Source organism: Nocardia brevicatena NBRC 12119 (assembly GCF_000308495.1).
Taxonomy (GTDB): Bacteria; Actinomycetota; Actinomycetes; order Mycobacteriales; family Mycobacteriaceae; genus Nocardia; species Nocardia brevicatena.
Window position 1 is genome coordinate 1 of sequence record NZ_BAFU01000033.1, and the last position, 18671, is coordinate 18671.

The following is an 18671-nucleotide window of genomic DNA, read 5'->3' on the forward strand; positions in this document are numbered from 1 at the left end:
CCAAGGCGATCGTCGTCACCCCGGAGGTGCGCGAGGCGCTGGGGCTGGATTCCACGGTCACCAAGCTGTCGCCGCCGGAGATGATCCGGGCCATTCTGCTCGCCCCGGTCGATCTGCTGTGGAACGGCGGTATCGGCACCTATATCAAGGCGAGTACCGAGTCCAATGCCGAGGTCGGGGACAAATCCAACGACGCGGTTCGGGTGGATGCGAACCGGTTGCGGGTCAAGGTGGTCGGTGAGGGCGGCAACCTCGGGGTCACCGCGCTCGGCCGGATCGAGTTCTGCCGGGGCGGCGGGCGCATGAACACCGACGCGCTGGACAACTCGGCGGGTGTGGACTGCTCCGACCACGAGGTCAATATCAAGATCCTGCTCGATACGGTTGTCTCCGGCGGAGAGCTCGATATTGCCGACCGCAATCCGCTGTTGGCCGAGATGACCGACGAGGTGGCCGAACTCGTCCTGCGCGACAATATCTCGCAGAACTTCCGGATGGGTCTGTCCCGCGCCGGTGCCACGGCCCAGGCGGGAGTGCACCGCCGGCTGCTCACCGAACTGGAAACTCGACGCGGACTGGACCGTGGGCTCGAGGCCCTGCCCTCGGACGCGGAAATGAAGCGCCGTATCGCGGAGGGTGCCGGGCTCACCTCACCGGAACTGGCGAATCTGCTGGCGCACGTGAAACTGTCGTTGAAGGCCGACCTGCTGGCCGGTGAGCTGCCCGACAGCCCCTCGTTCGCCGCGGTGTTGCCGGAATACTTCCCGAGCCCGCTGCGGGAACGCTTCGCCGCCGCCATCGACAAACACCCGCTGCGGCGCGAAATCGTGGCCACCGTGGTGGTCAACGAGATGGTCGACTACGGCGGTCTCACCTTCGCCTTCCGGCTGGGTGAGGAGATCGGCGCCACCACTGACGATGCCCTGCGCGCCTTCACCGCCGCCGTCGACATCTTCGGACTGCGCCCGATCTGGAAGCGGATCCGCACCGTCGCCATGCCGGCCGCGGCGCGGGACCGGCTGGAGCTGGAGGCCGCACGGACCCTCGAACGGGCCGCGCGCTGGTTGCTGTTGAATCGTCCGCAGCCGATCGCCGTCGGCGCCGATATCGCCCGTTACCGTGACGGTGTCCGCGCGCTCGCCGAGAAGATCACCGAGTGGCTGCCCGAGCACCTGGCCGAAGAGGTGGTCCGGCGCTCGGGTCGCAGTACCGAACTCGGGGCGCCGGCCGAGGTGGCCACCGAGGTATACCGGCTGATCCATCTGTTCCCGTTGCTGGATGTGCTCGATATCGCCGATATCGCCGAGCGCGATGCCGACGAGATCGCCGAACTCTACTTCGCGCTCAACTCGCACTACCGGATCGAGCGCCTGCTCACCGCGGTCGGCGAACTGGAACAGGGACAGCGGTGGCCCAACCTGGCCCGGTTGGCGGTGCGCGACGATCTCTACGAATCGCTGCGGCTGCTGGCCCTGGACGTGGCCGGGGCCAGCGACCCGGAGGACGATATCGCGGAGAAGATCGCCTATTGGGAATCGACCAACCGGTCCCGGCTGGCGCGGGCGAGCGCTTCGCTGGCCGAGATCTTCGCCGGGGGTAGCTATGACCTGGCTACCCTGTCGGTGGCGGCGCGGCAGGTGCGCAGCCTGGTGGGCAGCGCCGATCCCAGCGCCGTCGGTAAGACGGGCAGTGTTTGATTGCGCCGCCGTCGGCGGCGCGGGGTTGCGGCCCTGAGGGGTCTCGCGTTTCAGCGCCCGGACTTGTGCCTTCGGCACATACGCTTCGGGCGCTGAAACGCGAGACGGGCCGCAACCCTTTATGGTTTCGCGGCTCGACAATGAAGGTTGTAGGGCCTGGGTTCGGGGAGAAGTCGGGAACGACCGTCCTGGTTCAGTGTTCGAGCGACCGCTGACCGCAGGAGGCGCAGAACTTCGCCACTGCGAGCAATTCCGTCCCGCAGGCATGACAGTGTTTGGGCCGCGCCGCAAGTGAAGTGCCGCAATGGACGCAGAACCGGGCCCCGGCGGGATTCGAGGTGTGGCAGCTGCCGCAGACCGGCTGCTCGGCACCCGCCGTGAGTGCCGCGGGTTGTGGCGTGGCGGGCACCGTCCGGGCGGGTGTCGGTGTGGGCGGATGTGGGCTCGCTTGTTGGAGGGCGTTGATTCCCAGGGCGGCGCCGAGGAATCCGCCGTCGTGCGTGTGGCCGTGCTGTGCCAGTCCCTGACCGGCGCCCAACGCCATCTCGCCCGCCGCGTATTGGCGGAAATCACCGGCGAGGCGGATATAGGTGACATCCTTGGCGAGCCGTTTGAGCCGCTCGGCGTCCTCGGGTGCGAGGGTGATATCGAAATTGCCCATCCGCGGAATGCGCAGGCCGTACTCGTACAGCGCGGTATTCGTCTGCCGCAGTACCGCCGCCTCGATGGCCGGGATATGCCCGGACAGTCCGAGTAGCGGCCACTCCCGTCCGGAGATGCCCTGGGTGACCGCGACCTTCATGGATTTGAGCAGCAGGTCGGCACACCATGAGCGAATACTTGTCGGATCGCCGATGTCCACGGTGCCGGCCAGCGAGGTGAGTAGTTCGGCCGGGTCCCGCACCGCGAGCGCGAACTCGCCGAAAACGCGCAGCGTGACCACCTGCTCGCTGGCCGGGTCGACGATATCGGCGATCCGGCCGCCGAACTTGAGGCCGGCGAACTCGCGGGTGGACACGAAATACAGTTCGGCCCGGTAGTAGTTGCCGCCGGAGAGCGTGTCCACCAGGGCACCGAGTATCGGCAACTCGTCGGCGTCGATCCGGTGCCGGCCCGGCCCCATGGCCGCGACCACGTGACCCGCCTTGACGAACACCGCGATCTCGTCGGCATTGACGATGGCGCGCGAGTAGCGCCGGATATTGACATCCGGCCACTTGTAGACCAACTGGTTCTTGCCGGTCTCCGGAACGGCTATGAATTCCCGCTCGAACCATGCCATGGGGGCGCTCCATCCGCAGGTGACGTAGTCGAGCGTACCGACACGCAGTGGTGCGATCAATCGATGCCCCGGCCGGAACCCGCCTCCATCAGGCTTCCCAGAGGCTGAAAGTTGGTTACGCTCAGTGAAAATCCAGTGGTGGATACCTATTGAACGTACCGCTATTTGACGGTACATTAACCGCAGATATGGTCGCCGCCACTGGAAAGGCATCACAACTATGACAACAGTTCGACCTCCCGCAGACCAGGGAGCCGTGGGGGCGCAGGAGGCCTCGGCCAACTCCTTGCACGCCGAGGACGCGGGTTACCACAAGTCTCTGCGTCCCCGCCAGCTCCAGATGATCGCCATCGGCGGCGCCATCGGTACCGGTCTCTTCCTCGGTGCCGGTAGCCGCCTGCACGATGCCGGTCCTGGCCTGTTCCTGGTCTATGCCGTCTGCGGCATCTTCGTGTTCTTCATCCTCCGCGCGCTCGGCGAGCTGGTGCTGCATCGCCCCTCCTCGGGCTCGTTCGTCTCCTATGCCCGCGAGTTCTACGGCGAGAAGCTCGCGTTCGGTGTCGGATGGATGTACTTCTTCCACTGGTGCATGACCGGCATCGTGGACATCACCGCGATCGCCACCTACGTGCACTATTGGGGTGCGTTCGAGGTGATACCGCAGTGGGTTATCGCGCTGATCGCGCTGGCCCTGGTCGTATCCATCAATATGGTCTCGGTGAAGTGGTTCGGGGAGCTGGAGTTCTGGGCCGCCCTGGTCAAGGTCGTCGCCCTGGTGACCTTCCTGATCGTCGGTACCGTCTTCCTGGCCGGCCGCTTCGATATCGAGGGTGCGAGCACCGGGCCGAGCCTGATCTCCGGTAACGGCGGCCTGTTCCCGACCGGATTCCTGCCACTGGTCCTCGTCACCACCGGTGTCGTCTTCGCCTACGCCGCCGTGGAACTGGTCGGCACCGCCGCGGGCGAGGCCGAGAACCCCGAGAAGATCATGCCGCGCGCCATCAACTCGGTGATCGCCCGCATCGCGCTGTTCTACGTCGGTTCGCTGGTCCTGCTCGGCCTGCTGCTGCCCTACACCGCCTTCAAGGCCGGGGAGAGCCCGTTCGTGACCTTCTTCTCCAAGATCGGTGTGGACGGCGCCGGGTCGGTCATGAACCTCGTGGTGCTGACCGCGGCGTTCTCCAGCCTGAACGCGGGTCTGTACTCCACCGGCCGCATCCTGCGCTCGATGTCCATGAACGGCAGCGCCCCCACCGTGGCCGGGCGGATGTCCAGCACCGGCGTGCCCTACGTCGGGATTCTCGCCACCGGCACCATCGCGCTGGTGGGCGTCGGCCTCAACGCCGTCGTACCGGAGAAGGCGTTCGAGATCGTCCTGAACGTTTCCGCGCTGGGCACTATCTGCTCGTGGACCGCGATCGTGCTGTGCCAGCTGAAGCTGTATCGCTGGGCACATGAGGGCAAGATGGAGCGTCCCTCGTTCCGGCTGCCCGGCGCCCCGTACACCAGCTACGCCACCCTGGTGTTCCTGGCCGGTGTGGTCCTGCTGATGCTGTTCAGCGACGAGGTGGAACAGCGCGCGGCGGTGATCGCCATGGTGGTGGTCGGGGTTCCCGCGCTGCTGGGTGGATGGTTCCTGGCCCGCAGGCGCGTCAACGAGCTCGCCGCCGCGCGCAGCGGTATCACCGGACAGTTCCCGGTGCTCGCCGAGCGCCCGGGGCTCGAGGCGGAAGAACCGCGGGAAACCGTCCGGGTGTTGGACAAGCCCGACGACGAGTAGTCCTCGACCGTTCCATACCGTGTCGCCCCGGACCCCAGGTCCGGGGCGTTCGCGTTCCCAACGCGGGGAACAGGAACCCGCATGTCCCGATGTGCCTCGGCAGAGAATGGGATTTCGATCTCACAGCGGGTATGAGAGGTACCGATGTCGCAGCAGCCCAATGCATCCGAACCCCCGCAGCCGCCCTGGGCGAACCGGCGTATGCGCGGTGTGGAGGTGCCCGGCCGGCTGTCGCATTCCTGGTCCAGCAGGCGTACCTCGGGCGGCGAGGCGCCCCGCTCGGTCGAGCCACCCGAAACCGTCGATCGGTTGCCCGCCGGCGAGTCCCCGCTCACCCGGGCGGCCGAGGAACTGCTCGCCGAAGCCGAAGCCGGGGTGTCCCTCCCGGCTCTGGTGCCGATCGACGACGCGGCGGGCGGGGATTTCGGGGCCTTCGACCGGGCGATCGCGGCACTGACGGGCGACGACCTCCTCACGGACACCATGGCCGAGGCCGAGCTTCTCGGCAGCGACCGGGAGGCCCGGTCCCGTCCCAGCGTGCGTCGGTTGGGTGCGGGCCTGGTGGCACTGCCGCGGGTGCAATCGGCCGATCCGGTCACCGCGTTGCTGGCGGATCCGGAGGTCCCCGAGCCGAAACGCTTCTGCTGGAAATGCCAGGCGCCGGTGGGCCGAGGCGGACCGAACGGCGCCGGCCTGGTTGTGGGGGAGTGCGAACGCTGCCGGTCGCCGTTCAATTTCCGGCCCGCCCTGGAGCCGGGTGAAGTGGTGGCCGACCAGTACGTGGTGAAGGGCTGTCTGGCCCACGGTGGCCTCGGCTGGATCTATCTGGCGATCGACAGCAATGTCAGCGACCGGTGGGTGGTGCTGAAAGGGCTGCAGAACCCGCAGGACTTCGAGGCGCATGTGGTGGCTCTCGCGGAGCGGCAGTTCCTGTCGGAGGTGACCCATCCCGGCATCGTCAAGATCTACAACTTCGTCAAACACCGGTCGACGCGCGACGTCTCGGACGGCTATATCGTCATGGAGTACGTGGGCGGCCGGTCACTGAAGAAACTCCAGGAGATGGCCGGCACGGACCGGATACCGGTCGCCGAGGTACTCGCCTACATGATGGAGGTCCTGCCGGCGCTGGACTATCTGCATTCGTTCGGGCTGGCCTACAACGACCTCAAACCGGACAACATCATGGTCACCGAGGACGAGGTCAAGCTCATCGATCTCGGCGCGGTCGCCGCCATGGAGTCCTACGGCAGTATCTACGGGACGCCCGGCTATCAGGCGCCGGAGATCATCGAGACCGGGCCGACGGTGGCCTCGGATATCTACACGGCCGGCCGGACTCTGGCCGCGCTGTTCCTCGATCTGCCCAAGGACGACAACGGCAACTATCGGACCGAGGTACCCACACCCGAGAACCATCCGCTGCTGCGGCGCTACCCATTCGTGTACCGGTTGCTGCTGCGTGCCACCCATTCGGATCCGACGCGCCGTTTCCCCTCGACCTATGCCATGTACTGCCAGCTCGCCGGCGTGTTGCGTATGGTGCTGGCCGCCGACACAGGCCGGGAACATCCCCAGGTTTCGGTCGAATTCGGTTCGCTGCGCAGCGATTTCGGCACCGATACGCTGATCGGCCAGACGGACGGGATGGTCGACGGTAGGCACCGCATGCCCTCGGTGGCCGCCGACCAGGTGGTGGCCGCCCTGCCGATCCCGCTGATCGATGCCGACGATCCCAGCGCGGACCTGCTGTCCACCCTGCTGCACGGCGACCCCCGGCACAGTCTGGACGCCCTGCTGCGCGCCCGGGAACGTATAGCCGCCGGCACGATCGATATGCCGGAGACCTTCGAGCTGGAAGGAACACTCGCGGCGGTGCGCGCCCACCTCGACCTGGGCGAGGTGGTGCCGGCCCGCGAGCGGTTGGCGGAACTGCGGCCGCGGTACGAGACGGACTGGCGCCTCGAATGGTATTCCGGGATCGCCGATCTGCTGGATGGACAATACGAGCGTGCCTACCTGCACTTCGACGAGGTGCACACCATGCTCCCCGGGGAGATCGCGCCCGCCCTGGCGTTGGCCGCGACCGCGGAACTGGTGTTGCAGCATCTGGAGTTGCCCGGCGAGGCCAACCGTTGGCATCGTGCGGTCGTCGAGTTCTACCGGCTGGTGTGGCAGACCAACCACGAGGTGGTCAGCGCGGCCTTCGGGCTGGCCCGCAGGCTCGCCGCCGACGGGAAATCACTGGAGGCCGTGGCCGTGCTGGACCAGGTGCCCCCTGCTTCACGGCATTACGGCATCGCCCGGATGACCGGCAGTCTGCTGCTGGTCTCCCGTCCGGTCGGTGAGATCACCGAGGCCGATATCATCGAGGCGGCATCGCGGCTCTCCACGCTACGGCGTGAACCCCGGGCCCTCCAGATGCAGGCGGTGGTGGTCGGCGCCGCGCTGGAATGGCTGCGGGCCCGCCGGCGTCCGGCCGCGCAGGACACCACCATCCTCGGTTTCCCGCTCACCGAATCGGGGCTGCGCGGTGGTCTGGAGACCTGCCTGCGCGCGTTGGCCCGCACCGCGCCCGACCGGTTGCACCGGTACCGGCTGGTCGATCTGGCCAATAGCGTCCGCCCGCATACGCGCTGGTAGGTGCGGTCGTACCCGGTGCTGTCGCGCTTCGGCGGCTACGGGTGGTCGGCGGTGCGCAGGCGTCGGACGATCACCGGGATCAGCGGTGCGCAGGCGAGCACGACGACCAACAGCACCAACCACAGCCAGCCACCGAACACGAGGGCGAGAACGAGGGCCAGCAATGCGGCCAAACCGCCGAGGACGGCGAACGAGAGCGCTGGATTCGCGGGGCGGAGCGGGGCCGACGGGGGTGTGACTCCGGGCAGATCGGCGAATACCTCGGCCAGTTCCGTGGTGGAGGACGCCGCCGCTATCGCGGCGCTGCGCTCGTCGAACTCGGTGACGCTCAGCAGTCCGGCGCTGAGATGCTCCGATAGTTCCAGCAGGGCGCGTTCACGGGCCTGAACGCTCACCCGGGCACCCGGCGTTTCACTCATATTCGCAGCATATGGCGCTGCGGTCCGGTTTCGAGGCGGCCGCATCGCCATGAGTGGGAAGGTGCGCCGCAGGCGTTGTGCCAAGGTGTCGGCGGCTTGTTCCACCAGACGGGTTCAGTCTCTTCCCAAGCCTTGCCAGATATGGGGAGGACCTAGGCTGAGCCGTGAAAACGCACCACGAGGAGTTCTCATCCATGCCCACCGGGATCCAGCGTCACCGCCCGGCCACAGAAGACTGGGATTGGCAGACGCGCGGATCGTGTCGCGGCGTGGAGTCGGCGGTGTTCTTCCATCCAGACGGAGAACGAGGTCGGGCCCGGGCGGACCGGGTGCGGCGGGCCAAGGAGATCTGTGGTACCTGTCCCGTGCTCGCGCAGTGTCGCAGCTATGCGCTGTCGGTGAGTGAGCCCTATGGGGTGTGGGGCGGTATGTCGGAGGACGAGCGGCGTACTTACGGGCGGCGGCACACGTGGCGGCGCTCCGGCGGCTAGCGGTCCGGACCGGTGCTGTGATCTACATGACAGTATTGGCGGCAGATCGCCCAATTCCGATCGAACAGTGCATGTATGCCCCGAATAGCGCGTATGCATCGTGTCCGTGGCGTGTCGGTGCCATTTCGATATGGTTTCCTTGAAGTATGGCTGCTGGTGTGGAGTACACGATCGATGAGCTGGCACGTGCCGCCGGCACGACCGTGCGCAGCCTGCGGGTCTACCATGAGCGGGGCGTTCTGCCTCCGCCGCAGGTGAAGGGGCGGACCGGCTTCTATGGTCAGGATCATCTGAACCGGGTGCGCACCATCAGCAGGCTGCTCGATCGTGGGATAAAACTGAACGGTATCAAAGAGTTGCTCAACGCGTGGGATCGTGGCGACGATCTGGGCGATATCCTCGGCGTGGGCGCGATGGTGCCGGACGAGGTATCAGAGATCGCCGAGGCCGGCGCGGTGTCGGCCGGTACCCCGGAACCCATCGAGACCATCGCCGCCACCGACCTCGAACAGCGGTATGGGTCGGTGCCCAACGGTTTGGCCCGTATCGTGGCCGCGGGGCTCTACGAACCGGTCGACGCCAGTACGTATCGACCGGCCGATCGGCAGTTGATCCGAGCCGCCGAACAACTGGCCGCGGCGGGGGTGCCCGACGACGAGATTCTCACCGAACTGGAACGGCTCCGTGTCGACTGTGACCGTATCGCGCGTCGATTCGTCGATCTCTTCGAGCGCACCGCATGGCAGTCGTATCAGCAGTCGCCGCGCAGTCGGTCCGATCTGGCCGAGCTCACGGCCCGGTTGCATCTGCTCCGCGCGTTGCCGGGGCGTACCAGTGCCGAGTTGGTGAATCGGTTCGTGGACCGGCACATCGAAAGCGAGGGCGATCTGTCCGAGTTGCTGAGCAAGGCCTGAGGCGCGGCCTTCCCGTCCTCGGGAAGTCGGCGGTACTCGATGGATCATCGAACGGCGATACATTGGCCGGCGATATATGTGCGCGGCTCGACAGGTGTTCGAGCCGCGCGCTACTTAGGTGGTTTGTAGTCCCCCTACCGATGCGGTGACCTCCCCGCCACACCAGAATCTGCCTCCTGGTAGTTGAGGCATTGGATTGGTACGGCATGGGACGCGTAACACTGTGGATGCAGATCTCCCTCGATGGTTTCGCCGAAGGGCCGGACGAACAGGTCCACTGGCCAGTGGTGGACGAAGAGCTGTGCGGGGCGCTGCTCGATGAACTGAAGCAGGCCGATCTGCTCCTGTACGGGCGCAGAACCTACGACATCATGTCGGCGTTCTGGCCGACCGCCGATATCGAACCGACCATATCCCCGTTCTACGTCGAGTTCGCCCGGTTCTGGAAGCAGGTGCCCAAATTCGTCTTCTCCCGCACGATGCGGACGGCCGACTGGAACACCACGGTGGTCGGAGACGATCTGGTGTCCCGGATCGCCGGGTTGAAGTGCGATTCCGGATACAACATGGTGATGCTCGGTGGCGCCGAAACCGCGGCGACCTTCCTGGAGCACGGTCTGGTCGACGAGTACCGGCTGTTCGTGCACCCGATGTTGCTGGGTGGCGGGGTACCGCTGTTCCGATCTCCGGTTGATACCGCCGGGCTGCAGCTGGTGGACGTGACGACCTTCGACAGCGCCGTGGTACAGATGCACTACCAGCAAATTTCCCCTGCCTTGTGCTGATCCGTCCTCCCGGTTACGCCGATGATCCGCGCGGGGCCCGGAGTTTACCGCATGGTTGGTCGGTCGTCGGCTGCTCAGGGTGCAATGTCGGTGGTATCCCTTCGCGAGGTGGCGCTGTTCGCGGTGGCCGGTTGGCCCGACAGCGCCATCGCGAAGCGCCGGCGTAGTTCCGTGCGCACGGTGGATGCGCAGGTGGTCGGGATCCGGCAGAAGCCGATGACCTCCTCGCGCCGCGATATCGTCCATCACCTGCCCGACGAGTTGACCGAACAGGTGCGTCGGGAACGCGAGGCCACCGCCCGGCGTCCTCGGACCGGACGGTCGCCTCGCGATACCCCTCGCCCGTAGCGCGTTCGGTAATCGTGCGGGCCGGATTGCACGATCTGTGCGCGGTTCTCAGTGGCAGGCGTGGAAGTACGGCTTGTAGGCGCAGATGTTGTGATTGCTGCCGTGGCTGCTGTAGTTGCCGTCGCGTTCGCCCGGAATGGTGTGCACCTGCCGGCCGCGATTGGTGGGGTTCGCGGGAATGTTGTGGGTGTCGCCGTAGGTGCCGGTACCCGGGTGCCGGTCACCCTGGGTGCTGTGGCCGGGATCCGCGGCCAGCGCGACCTGCGGTACGACAGCGGCCGATCCGATCATCAGCGCCCCGGCCAGGGCGGCGGTCGCGGCGATCTTGCGAACCAATCCGTGGCTGCGCGTGGTGCTCATGATGTCTCCGTTCGTTCAGGGCACTGGAAAACTTATTCATCGGGTCTTTGCTACGTGGCCCGATGCCCTATGTACCGCTATATAACGGCACGATACTCTTCGAAACATGCCTTGGCGAGAGATATTCCCTGTAGCGGGAAGGGTGGCTGGGGTTTCGGACGGTCGGATGTCTCGCCGTGCCCGGTCCCGAAGCGCCCGGGCGGTCTCGGTCGAAGGCGATGCGAGCGCGGTGCGCGCGGGCGAAGTGGTCTAGGGTGCGCCGCATGCAGACATTCGGCAGGACCATCGCCGCCGCCGCCGTGGCGGCCGCCGCTTTCGGCCTCACCGCCTGCGGTTCGAAGGACTCCGAGACCGCCGCGAGTGCCACTACCACCGTCGCGGCGTCGAGCGCGCCCGCGGGCCCCACCGCGACAGAGTCGAAAGGCCGCGAATGCGTGGCCGAGGACATCGGAGTCACCGGTGGCTTCGGGCAGGCACCGACCATCACCATCCCCGACGACTGCGATCCGCCGAGCACGCTGATCACCAAGGACCTGGTGCCCGGTTCCGGGCCCGGTGCCACCGCCGGGAAGCAGCTGACCATGAACTACTCACTGGTGACCTGGTCGGACAAACAGAAGCTGGACAGCTCCTTCGACCGGGGCGAACCCTTCCGGCTGACTCTCGGCGCGGGTATGGTCATTCCGGGCTGGGAGCAGGGGCTCGAGGGCGTCCAACAAGGCGCGCGCCGGCTGCTGATCATCCCGCCCGATCTCGGCTACGGCGCCGGTGGCAACGGCGTGAAGCCGAACGAAACCCTGGTCTTCGTCACCGACGCCGTAGAAGTTCCCCAGGGCTGATCCCGACAGGCAGGCGATCGGGGGACGCGGCCCGCGTATCCGCGAGGTGAGCATCGGCCGGTCGGTAGTCCATTTCGGGTGACCGGCCTACAGTCCGCGCCGCCCGGTCAACTAGGCTGGTCGGGATGCGTATCCCGGGGTGCGCGGGCGGTTCGTGGTCCGGACGCCCCGGCAGGTGCGTCGATGGCGCGCACCGGGTGCCGTCACCCGGCCATCAGTACCCACCCCGAGCACAACCGACAAGAACAAGGAGCACGTCCGTGAAGAGCACCGTCGAGCAGCTGAGCCCGACCCGGGTCCGGATCAATGTCGAGGTGCCCTTCGAGGAGTTGAAGCCGGACTTCGATCGTGCCTACAAGGCCCTGGCGAAGCAGGTGAACATTCCCGGCTTTCGCAAGGGCAAGGCGCCGGCCAAGCTGCTCGAGGCGCGTCTGGGCCGCGGCGCCATTCTGGAGCAGGTCGTCAACGACGCGCTGCCCGGCCGCTACAGCGAGGCCGTCACCACCGCCGATGTGAAGGTCATCGGCCAGCCGGAGATCGAGATCACCAAGATCGAGGACGGCCAGGAACTCGCCTTCTCCGCCGAGGTCGACGTGCGACCGGAGATCGCCCTGCCCGACTACGGCGCCCTCTCGGTGACGGTCGACGCCGTCACTGTCACCGACGACGACATCGATGAGCAGTTGCAGTCGCTGCGTCAGCGCTTCGGCACCCTGACCGGCGTCGACCGGCCGGTACAGAACGGGGATTTCATCTCCATCGATCTGTCGGCGACGGTCGACGGCGAGGAGGTGCCCGAGGCGTCCACCACCGGTCTGTCGCACGAGGTCGGTTCCGGGCAGCTCATCGAGGGGCTGGACGAGGCCGTTGTCGGGCTGTCGGCAGGCGAGTCCAAAGAGTTCACCTCGAAACTGGTCGCCGGTGAGCACGCGGGCAAGGAAGCGGTCGTCACCGTCACCGTCGGTTCGGTCAAGGAACGCGAACTGCCCGAGGCCGACGACGAGTTCGCCCAGCTGGCCAGCGAATTCGACACCCTCGAGGAGCTGAAGGCCGATCTGCGCACCAGGGTGGAGCGCGTCAAGAAGGTACAGCAGGCCGGCGAAATCCGGGACAAGGTGCTGGAGACACTGCTCGAGCAGGTCGAGGTGCCGCTGCCGGAAGCCGTGGTACAGGCCGAGATCGAGGCGGTACAGCACGACGCCGTGCACGGTTTCGACCACGACGAGGACGCGTTCGCCGCGGCACTCGAGGCCCAGGGCTCCAACCGCGAGGAGTTCGACAAGGACACCAAGGAGGCCGCCGAGAAATCGGTGCGGACCCAGCTGCTGCTGGATGCCGTCGCCGAGGCCGAGGGCACCACCGTCGGCCAGGAGGAACTGACCGAGCGCATCCTGTTCCAGGCCCAGCGCTACGGTATGCAGCCGGAGCAGTTCATCCAGCAGGTCCAGCAGGCGGGCCAGCTCGGCGCCGTCTTCGCCGACGTGCGCCGCGGCAAGGCGCTGGCGGGTGTGGTCGGCAAGGTGTCCGTCACCGACTCCGAGGGCAACACCGTCGACACCGCCGAAATGTTCGGCGCCCCCGCGGATTCCGCCGAGGAACAGGCCACCGACACCCAGGACACGGCCGACGAGAAGACCGACGCCGCCTCCGAATGAACCCGGCACCGGGGCAGGCAATACCCACCGCCACGGTTACCGGCCGATCTCGACGGCCGGTAACCGTGGCGTGTTCCGGCCGATCGGAGCGATATCGCGTAGCCGTGTCGTGTAGGACGGAAAGGTCCGGGTCTCGGTGCCCTCACCCCGCCCCGCCGAGTGGTGGCACCGGAAAACAAGGCACGTCCCTATGGCAGGCCGTGTGCCGCCGCGTTCCACGCCGCCCAGGGACTGTGCATCCACACACGGCACCTTCGACGACCACTGCCTACATCGGCGGTCGGTCCACTGTGGGTCTGGACCGACCACCGCGGTGTTACGCCGGCAGCGCCGCGCCGGGAAAGCCCGCTCCGACAGATCACGGCCAACACCTCCGCGGATTCCTCACCCAGGTGGTCGGGGCCCGCCCCGGGTCCGGGCCGACCGGAGTGAATTCGCGCCGGCGGATTCGCGCAGGGAGGGAAGACCCGGGGTCACGAGGGCCCCGACAGCGCCGCTGCCAGGCGGCGCAATCGAACACAGCCCGCACCGAGTCTGGACCGAATGGAGCGAATTCGCGCCGGCGGATTCGCGGAGAGAGGGAAGACCCGGGGCCACCAGGGCCCCGAAGGGTTGCGGCCCGTCTCGCGTTTCAGCACCCGAAGCGCATGTGCCGAAGGCGCGAGTCTCGGGCGCTGAAACACGAGACCCGGCAGGGCCGCAACCCCGCGCCGCCGAAGGCGGCGCAATTGAACACAGCATTGCGCTGTGAGCGAATCATGGCGGTACCGGGAGTTCGATGCCGCCCTCCTTCGTTAATGTTTGTGACAGCAACGAGCAGGCGACAGAAGGCAGGTATCCGTGACAATCAATCAGGCAGGGGTTATGACATCCGCTACCGCTGGTCTCAACCTCAGTGATTCGGTGTACGAGCGCCTGCTGCGTGAGCGCATCATCTTCCTGGGCACCCAGGTGGACGATGACATCGCGAACAAGCTGTGCGCGCAGATTCTGCTGCTCTCGGCGGAAGACCCCACCCGGGACATCTCCCTCTACATCAACTCCCCGGGCGGTTCGGTGAACGCCGGTATGGCGATCTACGACACCATGCAGCTGTCCGAATGCGATATCGCCACCTACGGCATGGGGCTGGCCGCGTCCATGGGACAGTTCCTGCTCACCGCGGGCACCAAGGGCAAGCGCTACGCGCTGCCGCATACGCGGATCATGATGCACCAGCCCTCGGCGGGTATCGGCGGTTCGGCCGCCGATATCGCGATCATGGCCGAGCAGTTCGCGTACACCAAGCGCGAGCTCAACGAGTTGCAGGCGATGCACACCGGTAAATCCGTGGAGCAGATCACCGCCGACGCCGACCGTGACCGCTGGTTCACCCCCGCCCAGGCCCTGGAATACGGCTTCATCGACCGTGTGATCACCCACGCGCGCCAGGCCGGCGGCACCGGTAACTAGTGCCTGTCCCGCGTCGGCGGAGCCCACTCGCGCTCGACGCACCCCGTCCCGCGGACGGCCGGCGTCGGGCCGCGACGCCCGGGGAGAATCTCAACAACACAGACTTGGAGACGAGTATGGCCAACCTGATCGACCCCCGCGCCGGCCTCGGCGGTATCGCGCCGACGAGCCCGCAGTCGCGGTACATCCTGCCGTCGTTCATCGAGCACTCGAGTTTCGGCGTCAAGGAATCCAACCCGTACAACAAGCTGTTCGAGGAACGCATCATCTTCCTCGGCGTACAGGTCGACGACGCCTCGGCCAACGATGTCATGGCCCAGTTGCTGGTACTGGAGTCGCTGGACCCCGACCGCGACATCACCATGTACATCAACTCGCCGGGCGGCTCGTTCACCTCGCTGATGGCCATCTACGACACCATGCAGTACGTGCGCGCCGACGTGGCGACGGTCTGCCTGGGCCAGGCGGCCTCCGCCGCCGCCGTACTGCTGGCCGCGGGTACCCCCGGTAAACGCGCCTGCCTGCCCAACGCGCGGGTGCTGATCCACCAGCCGTCGGTGGAGGGCGGTATCCAAGGCCAGGTGTCGGACCTGGAGATCCAGGCTGCCGAGATCGAGCGCATGCGCCGGCTGATGGAGACCACGCTCGCGCGGCACACCGGGAAGGACCCCGATACCATCCGCAAGGACACCGATCGGGACAAGATCCTCACCGCCGAGGAAGCGGTCGAATACGGCCTCATCGACCAGGTGTTCGACTACCGCAAGCTCAGCGCGCAGCGGAACAAGTGAGGCCTCGCGTGGCCGAGACCCTCGCATGGCGGTGGTCGCGCGAACGGCCCGGTGTTCGGTAAAACGACCGTACACCAGACGGATCCGGTCGCGTCCCGATGACGGGGCACGGCCGGATCGTCGAATATTCGGCGTTGTTCGGGATTCGGATAACGACATGGACACCGACTGCGCCCCTGTCGCGAAACCGGGAAGCTCTCCGCATATCGTGAGACCCGGCACACCAGCGACAACAAACCTGCTCGAGTTGTCGACCTCCGTCGCGCACACCGGGTACGGTCGAACCAGGGACCTTGGCTCCCGGTTGACAGCACCGCGGCGTAGCCGGATTCACAGTTCGGGCGGCGGCCGGCCGGCAGCTGGATGGATGGTTGCACGCGAACAAGGAAGTAGGGACCCACGAGATGGCGCGCATCGGAGATGGCGGCGATCTGCTGAAGTGCTCTTTCTGTGGAAAGAGTCAGAAGCAGGTCAAGAAGCTCATTGCGGGACCGGGGGTGTACATCTGCGACGAGTGCATCGATCTGTGCAACGAGATCATCGAGGAGGAGCTGGCGGAGTCCAGCGAGGTCAAACTCGATGAGCTGCCCAAACCCGCGGAGATCCGGGACTTCCTGGAGAACTATGTGATCGGGCAGGACACGGCCAAGCGCACGCTCGCCGTGGCGGTGTACAACCACTACAAGCGTATCCAGGCGGGTGACAAGGGCCGCGACGGCCGCGGGGAGACCGTCGAGCTGGCCAAGTCCAATATCCTGATGCTCGGCCCCACCGGCTGCGGTAAGACCTACCTGGCGCAGACGCTGGCCAAGATGCTCAACGTCCCGTTCGCGATCGCCGACGCCACGGCCCTCACCGAAGCCGGCTACGTCGGCGAGGACGTGGAAAACATCCTACTCAAACTCATCCAGGCCGCCGACTACGACGTAAAGCGTGCCGAAACCGGCATCATCTACATCGACGAGGTCGACAAGATCGCCCGCAAGAGCGAGAACCCGTCGATCACCCGCGATGTCTCCGGTGAGGGCGTGCAGCAGGCGCTGCTGAAGATCCTGGAGGGTACCCAGGCCAGCGTGCCCCCGCAGGGCGGACGCAAGCACCCGCACCAGGAGTTCATCCAGATCGACACCACCAACGTGCTGTTTATCGTGGCAGGCGCATTCGCCGGTCTGGAGAAGATCATCTCCGACCGCACCGGCCACCGCGGGATCGGTTTCGGTGCCGAGGTGCGGTCGAAGGCCGAAATCGATACCACCGACCACTTCGCCGATGTGATGCCTGAGGACCTGATCAAATATGGCCTCATCCCCGAATTCATCGGTCGGCTTCCGGTGGTGGCATCGGTGACCAATCTGGACAAGGAATCACTCGTCCGAATCCTCTCCGAACCGAAGAACGCGCTGGTCAAACAGTACATTCGGCTGTTCGAGATGGACGGGGTGGATCTCGAGTTCACTCGGGACGCCCTCGAAGCGGTGGCCGATCAGGCGATTCTGCGGGGTACCGGCGCGCGTGGGCTGCGCGCCATCATGGAGGAAGTGCTCCAGCAGGTGATGTTCGATATCCCGAGTCGTGACGATGTCGCCAAAGTGGTCGTGGACGCCGACACCGTCAACGACAATGTGCTGCCCACCATCGTGCCGCGCAAGCGGGAGCGCCCGGAGCGCCGCGAGAAGTCGGCCTGAGCTGTGTCCGATTGCGCCGGCTCCGCCGGCGCGGGGTTGCGGCCCTGGCGGGTCTCGCGTTTCAGCGCCCGAGACTCGTGCCTTCGGCACGTGCGCTTCGGGCGCTGAAACGCGAGACGGGCCGCAACCCTTTGGGGTTTCGTGAGGCCGGGTCTTGCCTTCCCGCGCGAATTCGCTTCGGTCGGTTCAGGCCTGGAGGCGGGCGTCGACCACCTGTGGTGAGGCGTACGCGTACGAGTGGGTGTCGGGCCGGGAAGGGTAGGTAGCGGAGGGGTTGCTCGGAGTGGGCATCGGCTTTTGCAATCGTTCCGATGCCTGACAGGGGCCTGTTCGTGGGGCTTCGACTGTATCGTCTGTTATCGCCCAGCTATCGGGGACGAGGAGCGGGTATGGCGACACGGTGGTCGAGCGGGACGGTTCATCGCCTGTGGGGGCGTGGGCTTCGTACGCATCCGACGGGGCGTGTCCCGGTCGGATGCCGGGGGCCGATGGGGGTATTCACGGTGGCGGTCGTGGCGTTGGTTGTCGCCATGGTGTTCGGGGCGCCGAGTGCGAATGCGGTGGTGACCCGGGTCGGCGTTATGCCGGATACGAACTTCGGCTTCGATACCAACTACGGCACCGGATGCGCCTATACGGTCGAGGCGCTGCTCACCGAGGCGGTGACCCCGGTGACCTTCTACGACAACGGGGTCCCATTCGCGACGGTCCCGCCCGCGGGCGGTGGGGTCGCACTGGTGGCCTGGGTGCCCGGCTATACCGGCCCGCATACCCTGCAGGCGGTGCAGCCGGGCGGGGGCGGTGACCCCTCTGTGCGGGTGCTGGTCGGTGCAGGGGTGCCCGTGGGGTATTCGTGCCTGGTCAGGATTCGCTGAGCGGTTCCGATCGGGCCCACGGCACTCGGCAGGAGTCGGTGCCGAACCCCTGTGCCGTGATCCCGAGCGCGTGGTTGTACCGGGCCCGGGAGTTCTCCAGGGCTATGTGATAGGTCAGCTCGACCAACCCGGCCCGGCCGAAGCGCCGCTCCAGGTCGGCGATCTGCTCGTCGGTGACCGTGGTGGGGGTGGCGGTCATGGCGTCGGCGTAGGCGATGGCGGCACGTTCGTCGTCGCTGTAGTGCGGTGAGGTCGCGTACTCGGCGATATGTTCCAGTCGCTCGAGATCGAGACCTTCGAGGCGCTGCAGCATGGTGCCGAAGTCGACGCACCAGGAACAGCCGATGGTCCACGCGGTCCGGTATACCGCGATCTCCCGGACATTCGCGGGCAGGCGGGTGGACACCTTCTCGACCATCAGTTCGTGCACGCCGTTGGCGACGGTGAGCCCGGTGTGGTGCGCGGATACCGCGATCGGTTCGGGCACCTCGCCGAGCTTGCGGCGGGCGAACCGGTACATCAGGCGGGTCAGCGGTCCGGCCTGGTCGGGGGCGAGGGCGGGAATCCGGGCGGTGCTCATGGTGAGCCTCCTTCGTGCGAGCTACTGGTTCTACTGCTCGGACGAGATACCGGTCCGCGACGTGACGGGGTGCGG

General features: G+C 66.5%; 17 protein-coding genes. 13 read left to right on the forward strand and 4 right to left on the reverse strand.

Translation table 11 applies throughout. The annotated features are described in order from the left end of the window. Window positions 1-1697 (forward strand): NAD-glutamate dehydrogenase domain-containing protein (locus ON20_RS06795; protein WP_040834105.1); only part of this gene is annotated, 1697 nt, incomplete at its 5' end. A gap of 193 nt (window positions 1698-1890) precedes the next feature. Here the strand turns inward: ON20_RS06795 and ON20_RS06800 are convergent. After that, window positions 1891-2979 carry an SPFH domain-containing protein gene (locus ON20_RS06800; protein ID WP_040834157.1) on the reverse strand — a complete coding sequence of 363 codons (1089 nt, stop codon included), beginning with the start codon at window positions 2977-2979 and terminating at the stop codon, window positions 1891-1893. A 220-nt stretch (window positions 2980-3199) separates the two neighbouring features. On the opposite strand from ON20_RS06800, the gene ON20_RS06805 reads away from it, so the two are divergent. Beyond that, the gene (locus tag ON20_RS06805) at window positions 3200-4759 is read left to right on the forward strand and encodes an amino acid permease (RefSeq protein ID WP_040834106.1); all 1560 of its coding nucleotides are present in this window, start codon (window positions 3200-3202) and stop codon (window positions 4757-4759) included. 144 nt (window positions 4760-4903) lie between these two features. Continuing rightward, window positions 4904-7402: a serine/threonine-protein kinase gene (locus tag ON20_RS06810; RefSeq protein WP_040834107.1), complete on the forward strand. Its 2499-nt coding sequence runs from the start codon at window positions 4904-4906 to the stop codon at window positions 7400-7402. Window positions 7403-7437: 35 nt separating this feature from the next. Here ON20_RS06810 and ON20_RS32890 read toward each other — a convergent pair whose 3' ends face one another. Next, on the reverse strand, window positions 7438-7821 hold the full coding sequence (locus ON20_RS32890) for a DUF1707 SHOCT-like domain-containing protein (protein ID WP_051161819.1): 384 nt from the start codon (window positions 7819-7821) through the stop codon (window positions 7438-7440). A 194-nt stretch (window positions 7822-8015) separates the two neighbouring features. Between ON20_RS32890 and ON20_RS34100 the strand changes: the two genes are divergently transcribed. From ON20_RS34100 to ON20_RS06835, 4 genes are all read left to right on the forward strand, one after another. After that, window positions 8016-8312 (forward strand): WhiB family transcriptional regulator, encoded by a 297-nt coding sequence (locus tag ON20_RS34100; protein ID WP_083864711.1) that lies wholly within the window; start codon window positions 8016-8018, stop codon window positions 8310-8312. A gap of 146 nt (window positions 8313-8458) precedes the next feature. Further along, on the forward strand, window positions 8459-9226 hold the full coding sequence (locus ON20_RS06825) for a MerR family transcriptional regulator (RefSeq protein ID WP_040834108.1): 768 nt from the start codon (window positions 8459-8461) through the stop codon (window positions 9224-9226). Window positions 9227-9432: 206 nt separating this feature from the next. After that, entirely contained in the window at window positions 9433-10011 is a 579-nt protein-coding gene (locus tag ON20_RS06830) for a dihydrofolate reductase family protein (RefSeq protein WP_040834109.1), read from the forward strand. A gap of 90 nt (window positions 10012-10101) precedes the next feature. Continuing rightward, on the forward strand, window positions 10102-10359 hold the full coding sequence (locus tag ON20_RS06835) for a helix-turn-helix domain-containing protein (RefSeq protein ID WP_157228733.1): 258 nt from the start codon (window positions 10102-10104) through the stop codon (window positions 10357-10359). Between the two features lie 48 nt (window positions 10360-10407). Here the strand turns inward: ON20_RS06835 and ON20_RS06840 are convergent, their stop codons facing one another. After that, complete coding sequence (locus tag ON20_RS06840) at window positions 10408-10719, reverse strand: hypothetical protein (RefSeq protein ID WP_040834111.1); 312 nt, start codon at window positions 10717-10719, stop codon at window positions 10408-10410. A 263-nt stretch (window positions 10720-10982) separates the two neighbouring features. Between ON20_RS06840 and ON20_RS06845 the strand changes: the two genes are divergently transcribed. The 6 genes from ON20_RS06845 (at window position 10983) to ON20_RS32895 (ending at window position 18016) form a co-directional block, all read left to right on the forward strand. Beyond that, window positions 10983-11558 (forward strand): FKBP-type peptidyl-prolyl cis-trans isomerase, encoded by a 576-nt coding sequence (locus tag ON20_RS06845; RefSeq protein WP_040834112.1) that lies wholly within the window; start codon window positions 10983-10985, stop codon window positions 11556-11558. 260 nt (window positions 11559-11818) lie between these two features. Continuing rightward, complete coding sequence (tig, locus tag ON20_RS06850; RefSeq protein ID WP_040834113.1) at window positions 11819-13213, forward strand: trigger factor; 1395 nt, start codon at window positions 11819-11821, stop codon at window positions 13211-13213. Between the two features lie 864 nt (window positions 13214-14077). Beyond that, window positions 14078-14665 (forward strand): ATP-dependent Clp protease proteolytic subunit, encoded by a 588-nt coding sequence (locus ON20_RS06855; RefSeq protein ID WP_040834114.1) that lies wholly within the window; start codon window positions 14078-14080, stop codon window positions 14663-14665. Between the two features lie 116 nt (window positions 14666-14781). After that, window positions 14782-15456 (forward strand): ATP-dependent Clp protease proteolytic subunit, encoded by a 675-nt coding sequence (locus tag ON20_RS06860; protein ID WP_040834115.1) that lies wholly within the window; start codon window positions 14782-14784, stop codon window positions 15454-15456. 404 nt (window positions 15457-15860) lie between these two features. Further along, the gene (clpX, locus tag ON20_RS06865) at window positions 15861-17141 is read left to right on the forward strand and encodes an ATP-dependent Clp protease ATP-binding subunit ClpX (RefSeq protein WP_040834116.1); all 1281 of its coding nucleotides are present in this window, start codon (window positions 15861-15863) and stop codon (window positions 17139-17141) included. 488 nt (window positions 17142-17629) lie between these two features. Further along, window positions 17630-18016, forward strand: a complete 387-nt coding sequence (locus tag ON20_RS32895) for a hypothetical protein (RefSeq protein WP_051161823.1) — start codon at window positions 17630-17632, stop codon at window positions 18014-18016. Here ON20_RS32895 and ON20_RS06870 read toward each other — a convergent pair. Continuing rightward, a complete protein-coding gene (locus ON20_RS06870; protein ID WP_040834117.1) occupies window positions 18003-18596 on the reverse strand; it encodes a carboxymuconolactone decarboxylase family protein in 594 nt (197 codons plus the stop codon). The genes ON20_RS32895 and ON20_RS06870 overlap by 14 nt on opposite strands. Window positions 18597-18671: the final 75 nt, after the last annotated feature.

What these genes read in the sequence shown, in the direction of transcription:
- ON20_RS06860 (WP_040834115.1), top strand. Translation starts at nt 14,782, where the DNA reads ATGGCCAACCTGATCGACCCCCGCGCCGGCCTCGGCGGTATCGCGCCG.
- ON20_RS34100 (WP_083864711.1), top strand. Translation starts at nt 8,016, where the DNA reads ATGCCCACCGGGATCCAGCGTCACCGCCCGGCCACAGAAGACTGGGAT.
- clpX (WP_040834116.1), top strand. Translation starts at nt 15,861, where the DNA reads ATGGCGCGCATCGGAGATGGCGGCGATCTGCTGAAGTGCTCTTTCTGT.
- ON20_RS32895 (WP_051161823.1), top strand. Translation starts at nt 17,630, where the DNA reads ATGGGGGTATTCACGGTGGCGGTCGTGGCGTTGGTTGTCGCCATGGTG.
- ON20_RS06825 (WP_040834108.1), top strand. Translation starts at nt 8,459, where the DNA reads ATGGCTGCTGGTGTGGAGTACACGATCGATGAGCTGGCACGTGCCGCC.
- ON20_RS06840 (WP_040834111.1), bottom strand. Translation starts at nt 10,719, where the DNA reads ATGAGCACCACGCGCAGCCACGGATTGGTTCGCAAGATCGCCGCGACC.
- ON20_RS06810 (WP_040834107.1), top strand. Translation starts at nt 4,904, where the DNA reads ATGTCGCAGCAGCCCAATGCATCCGAACCCCCGCAGCCGCCCTGGGCG.
- ON20_RS06800 (WP_040834157.1), bottom strand. Translation starts at nt 2,979, where the DNA reads ATGGCATGGTTCGAGCGGGAATTCATAGCCGTTCCGGAGACCGGCAAG.
- ON20_RS32890 (WP_051161819.1), bottom strand. Translation starts at nt 7,821, where the DNA reads ATGAGTGAAACGCCGGGTGCCCGGGTGAGCGTTCAGGCCCGTGAACGC.
- ON20_RS06805 (WP_040834106.1), top strand. Translation starts at nt 3,200, where the DNA reads ATGACAACAGTTCGACCTCCCGCAGACCAGGGAGCCGTGGGGGCGCAG.
- ON20_RS06870 (WP_040834117.1), bottom strand. Translation starts at nt 18,596, where the DNA reads ATGAGCACCGCCCGGATTCCCGCCCTCGCCCCCGACCAGGCCGGACCG.
- ON20_RS06830 (WP_040834109.1), top strand. Translation starts at nt 9,433, where the DNA reads ATGGGACGCGTAACACTGTGGATGCAGATCTCCCTCGATGGTTTCGCC.
- ON20_RS06845 (WP_040834112.1), top strand. Translation starts at nt 10,983, where the DNA reads ATGCAGACATTCGGCAGGACCATCGCCGCCGCCGCCGTGGCGGCCGCC.
- ON20_RS06855 (WP_040834114.1), top strand. Translation starts at nt 14,078, where the DNA reads ATGACATCCGCTACCGCTGGTCTCAACCTCAGTGATTCGGTGTACGAG.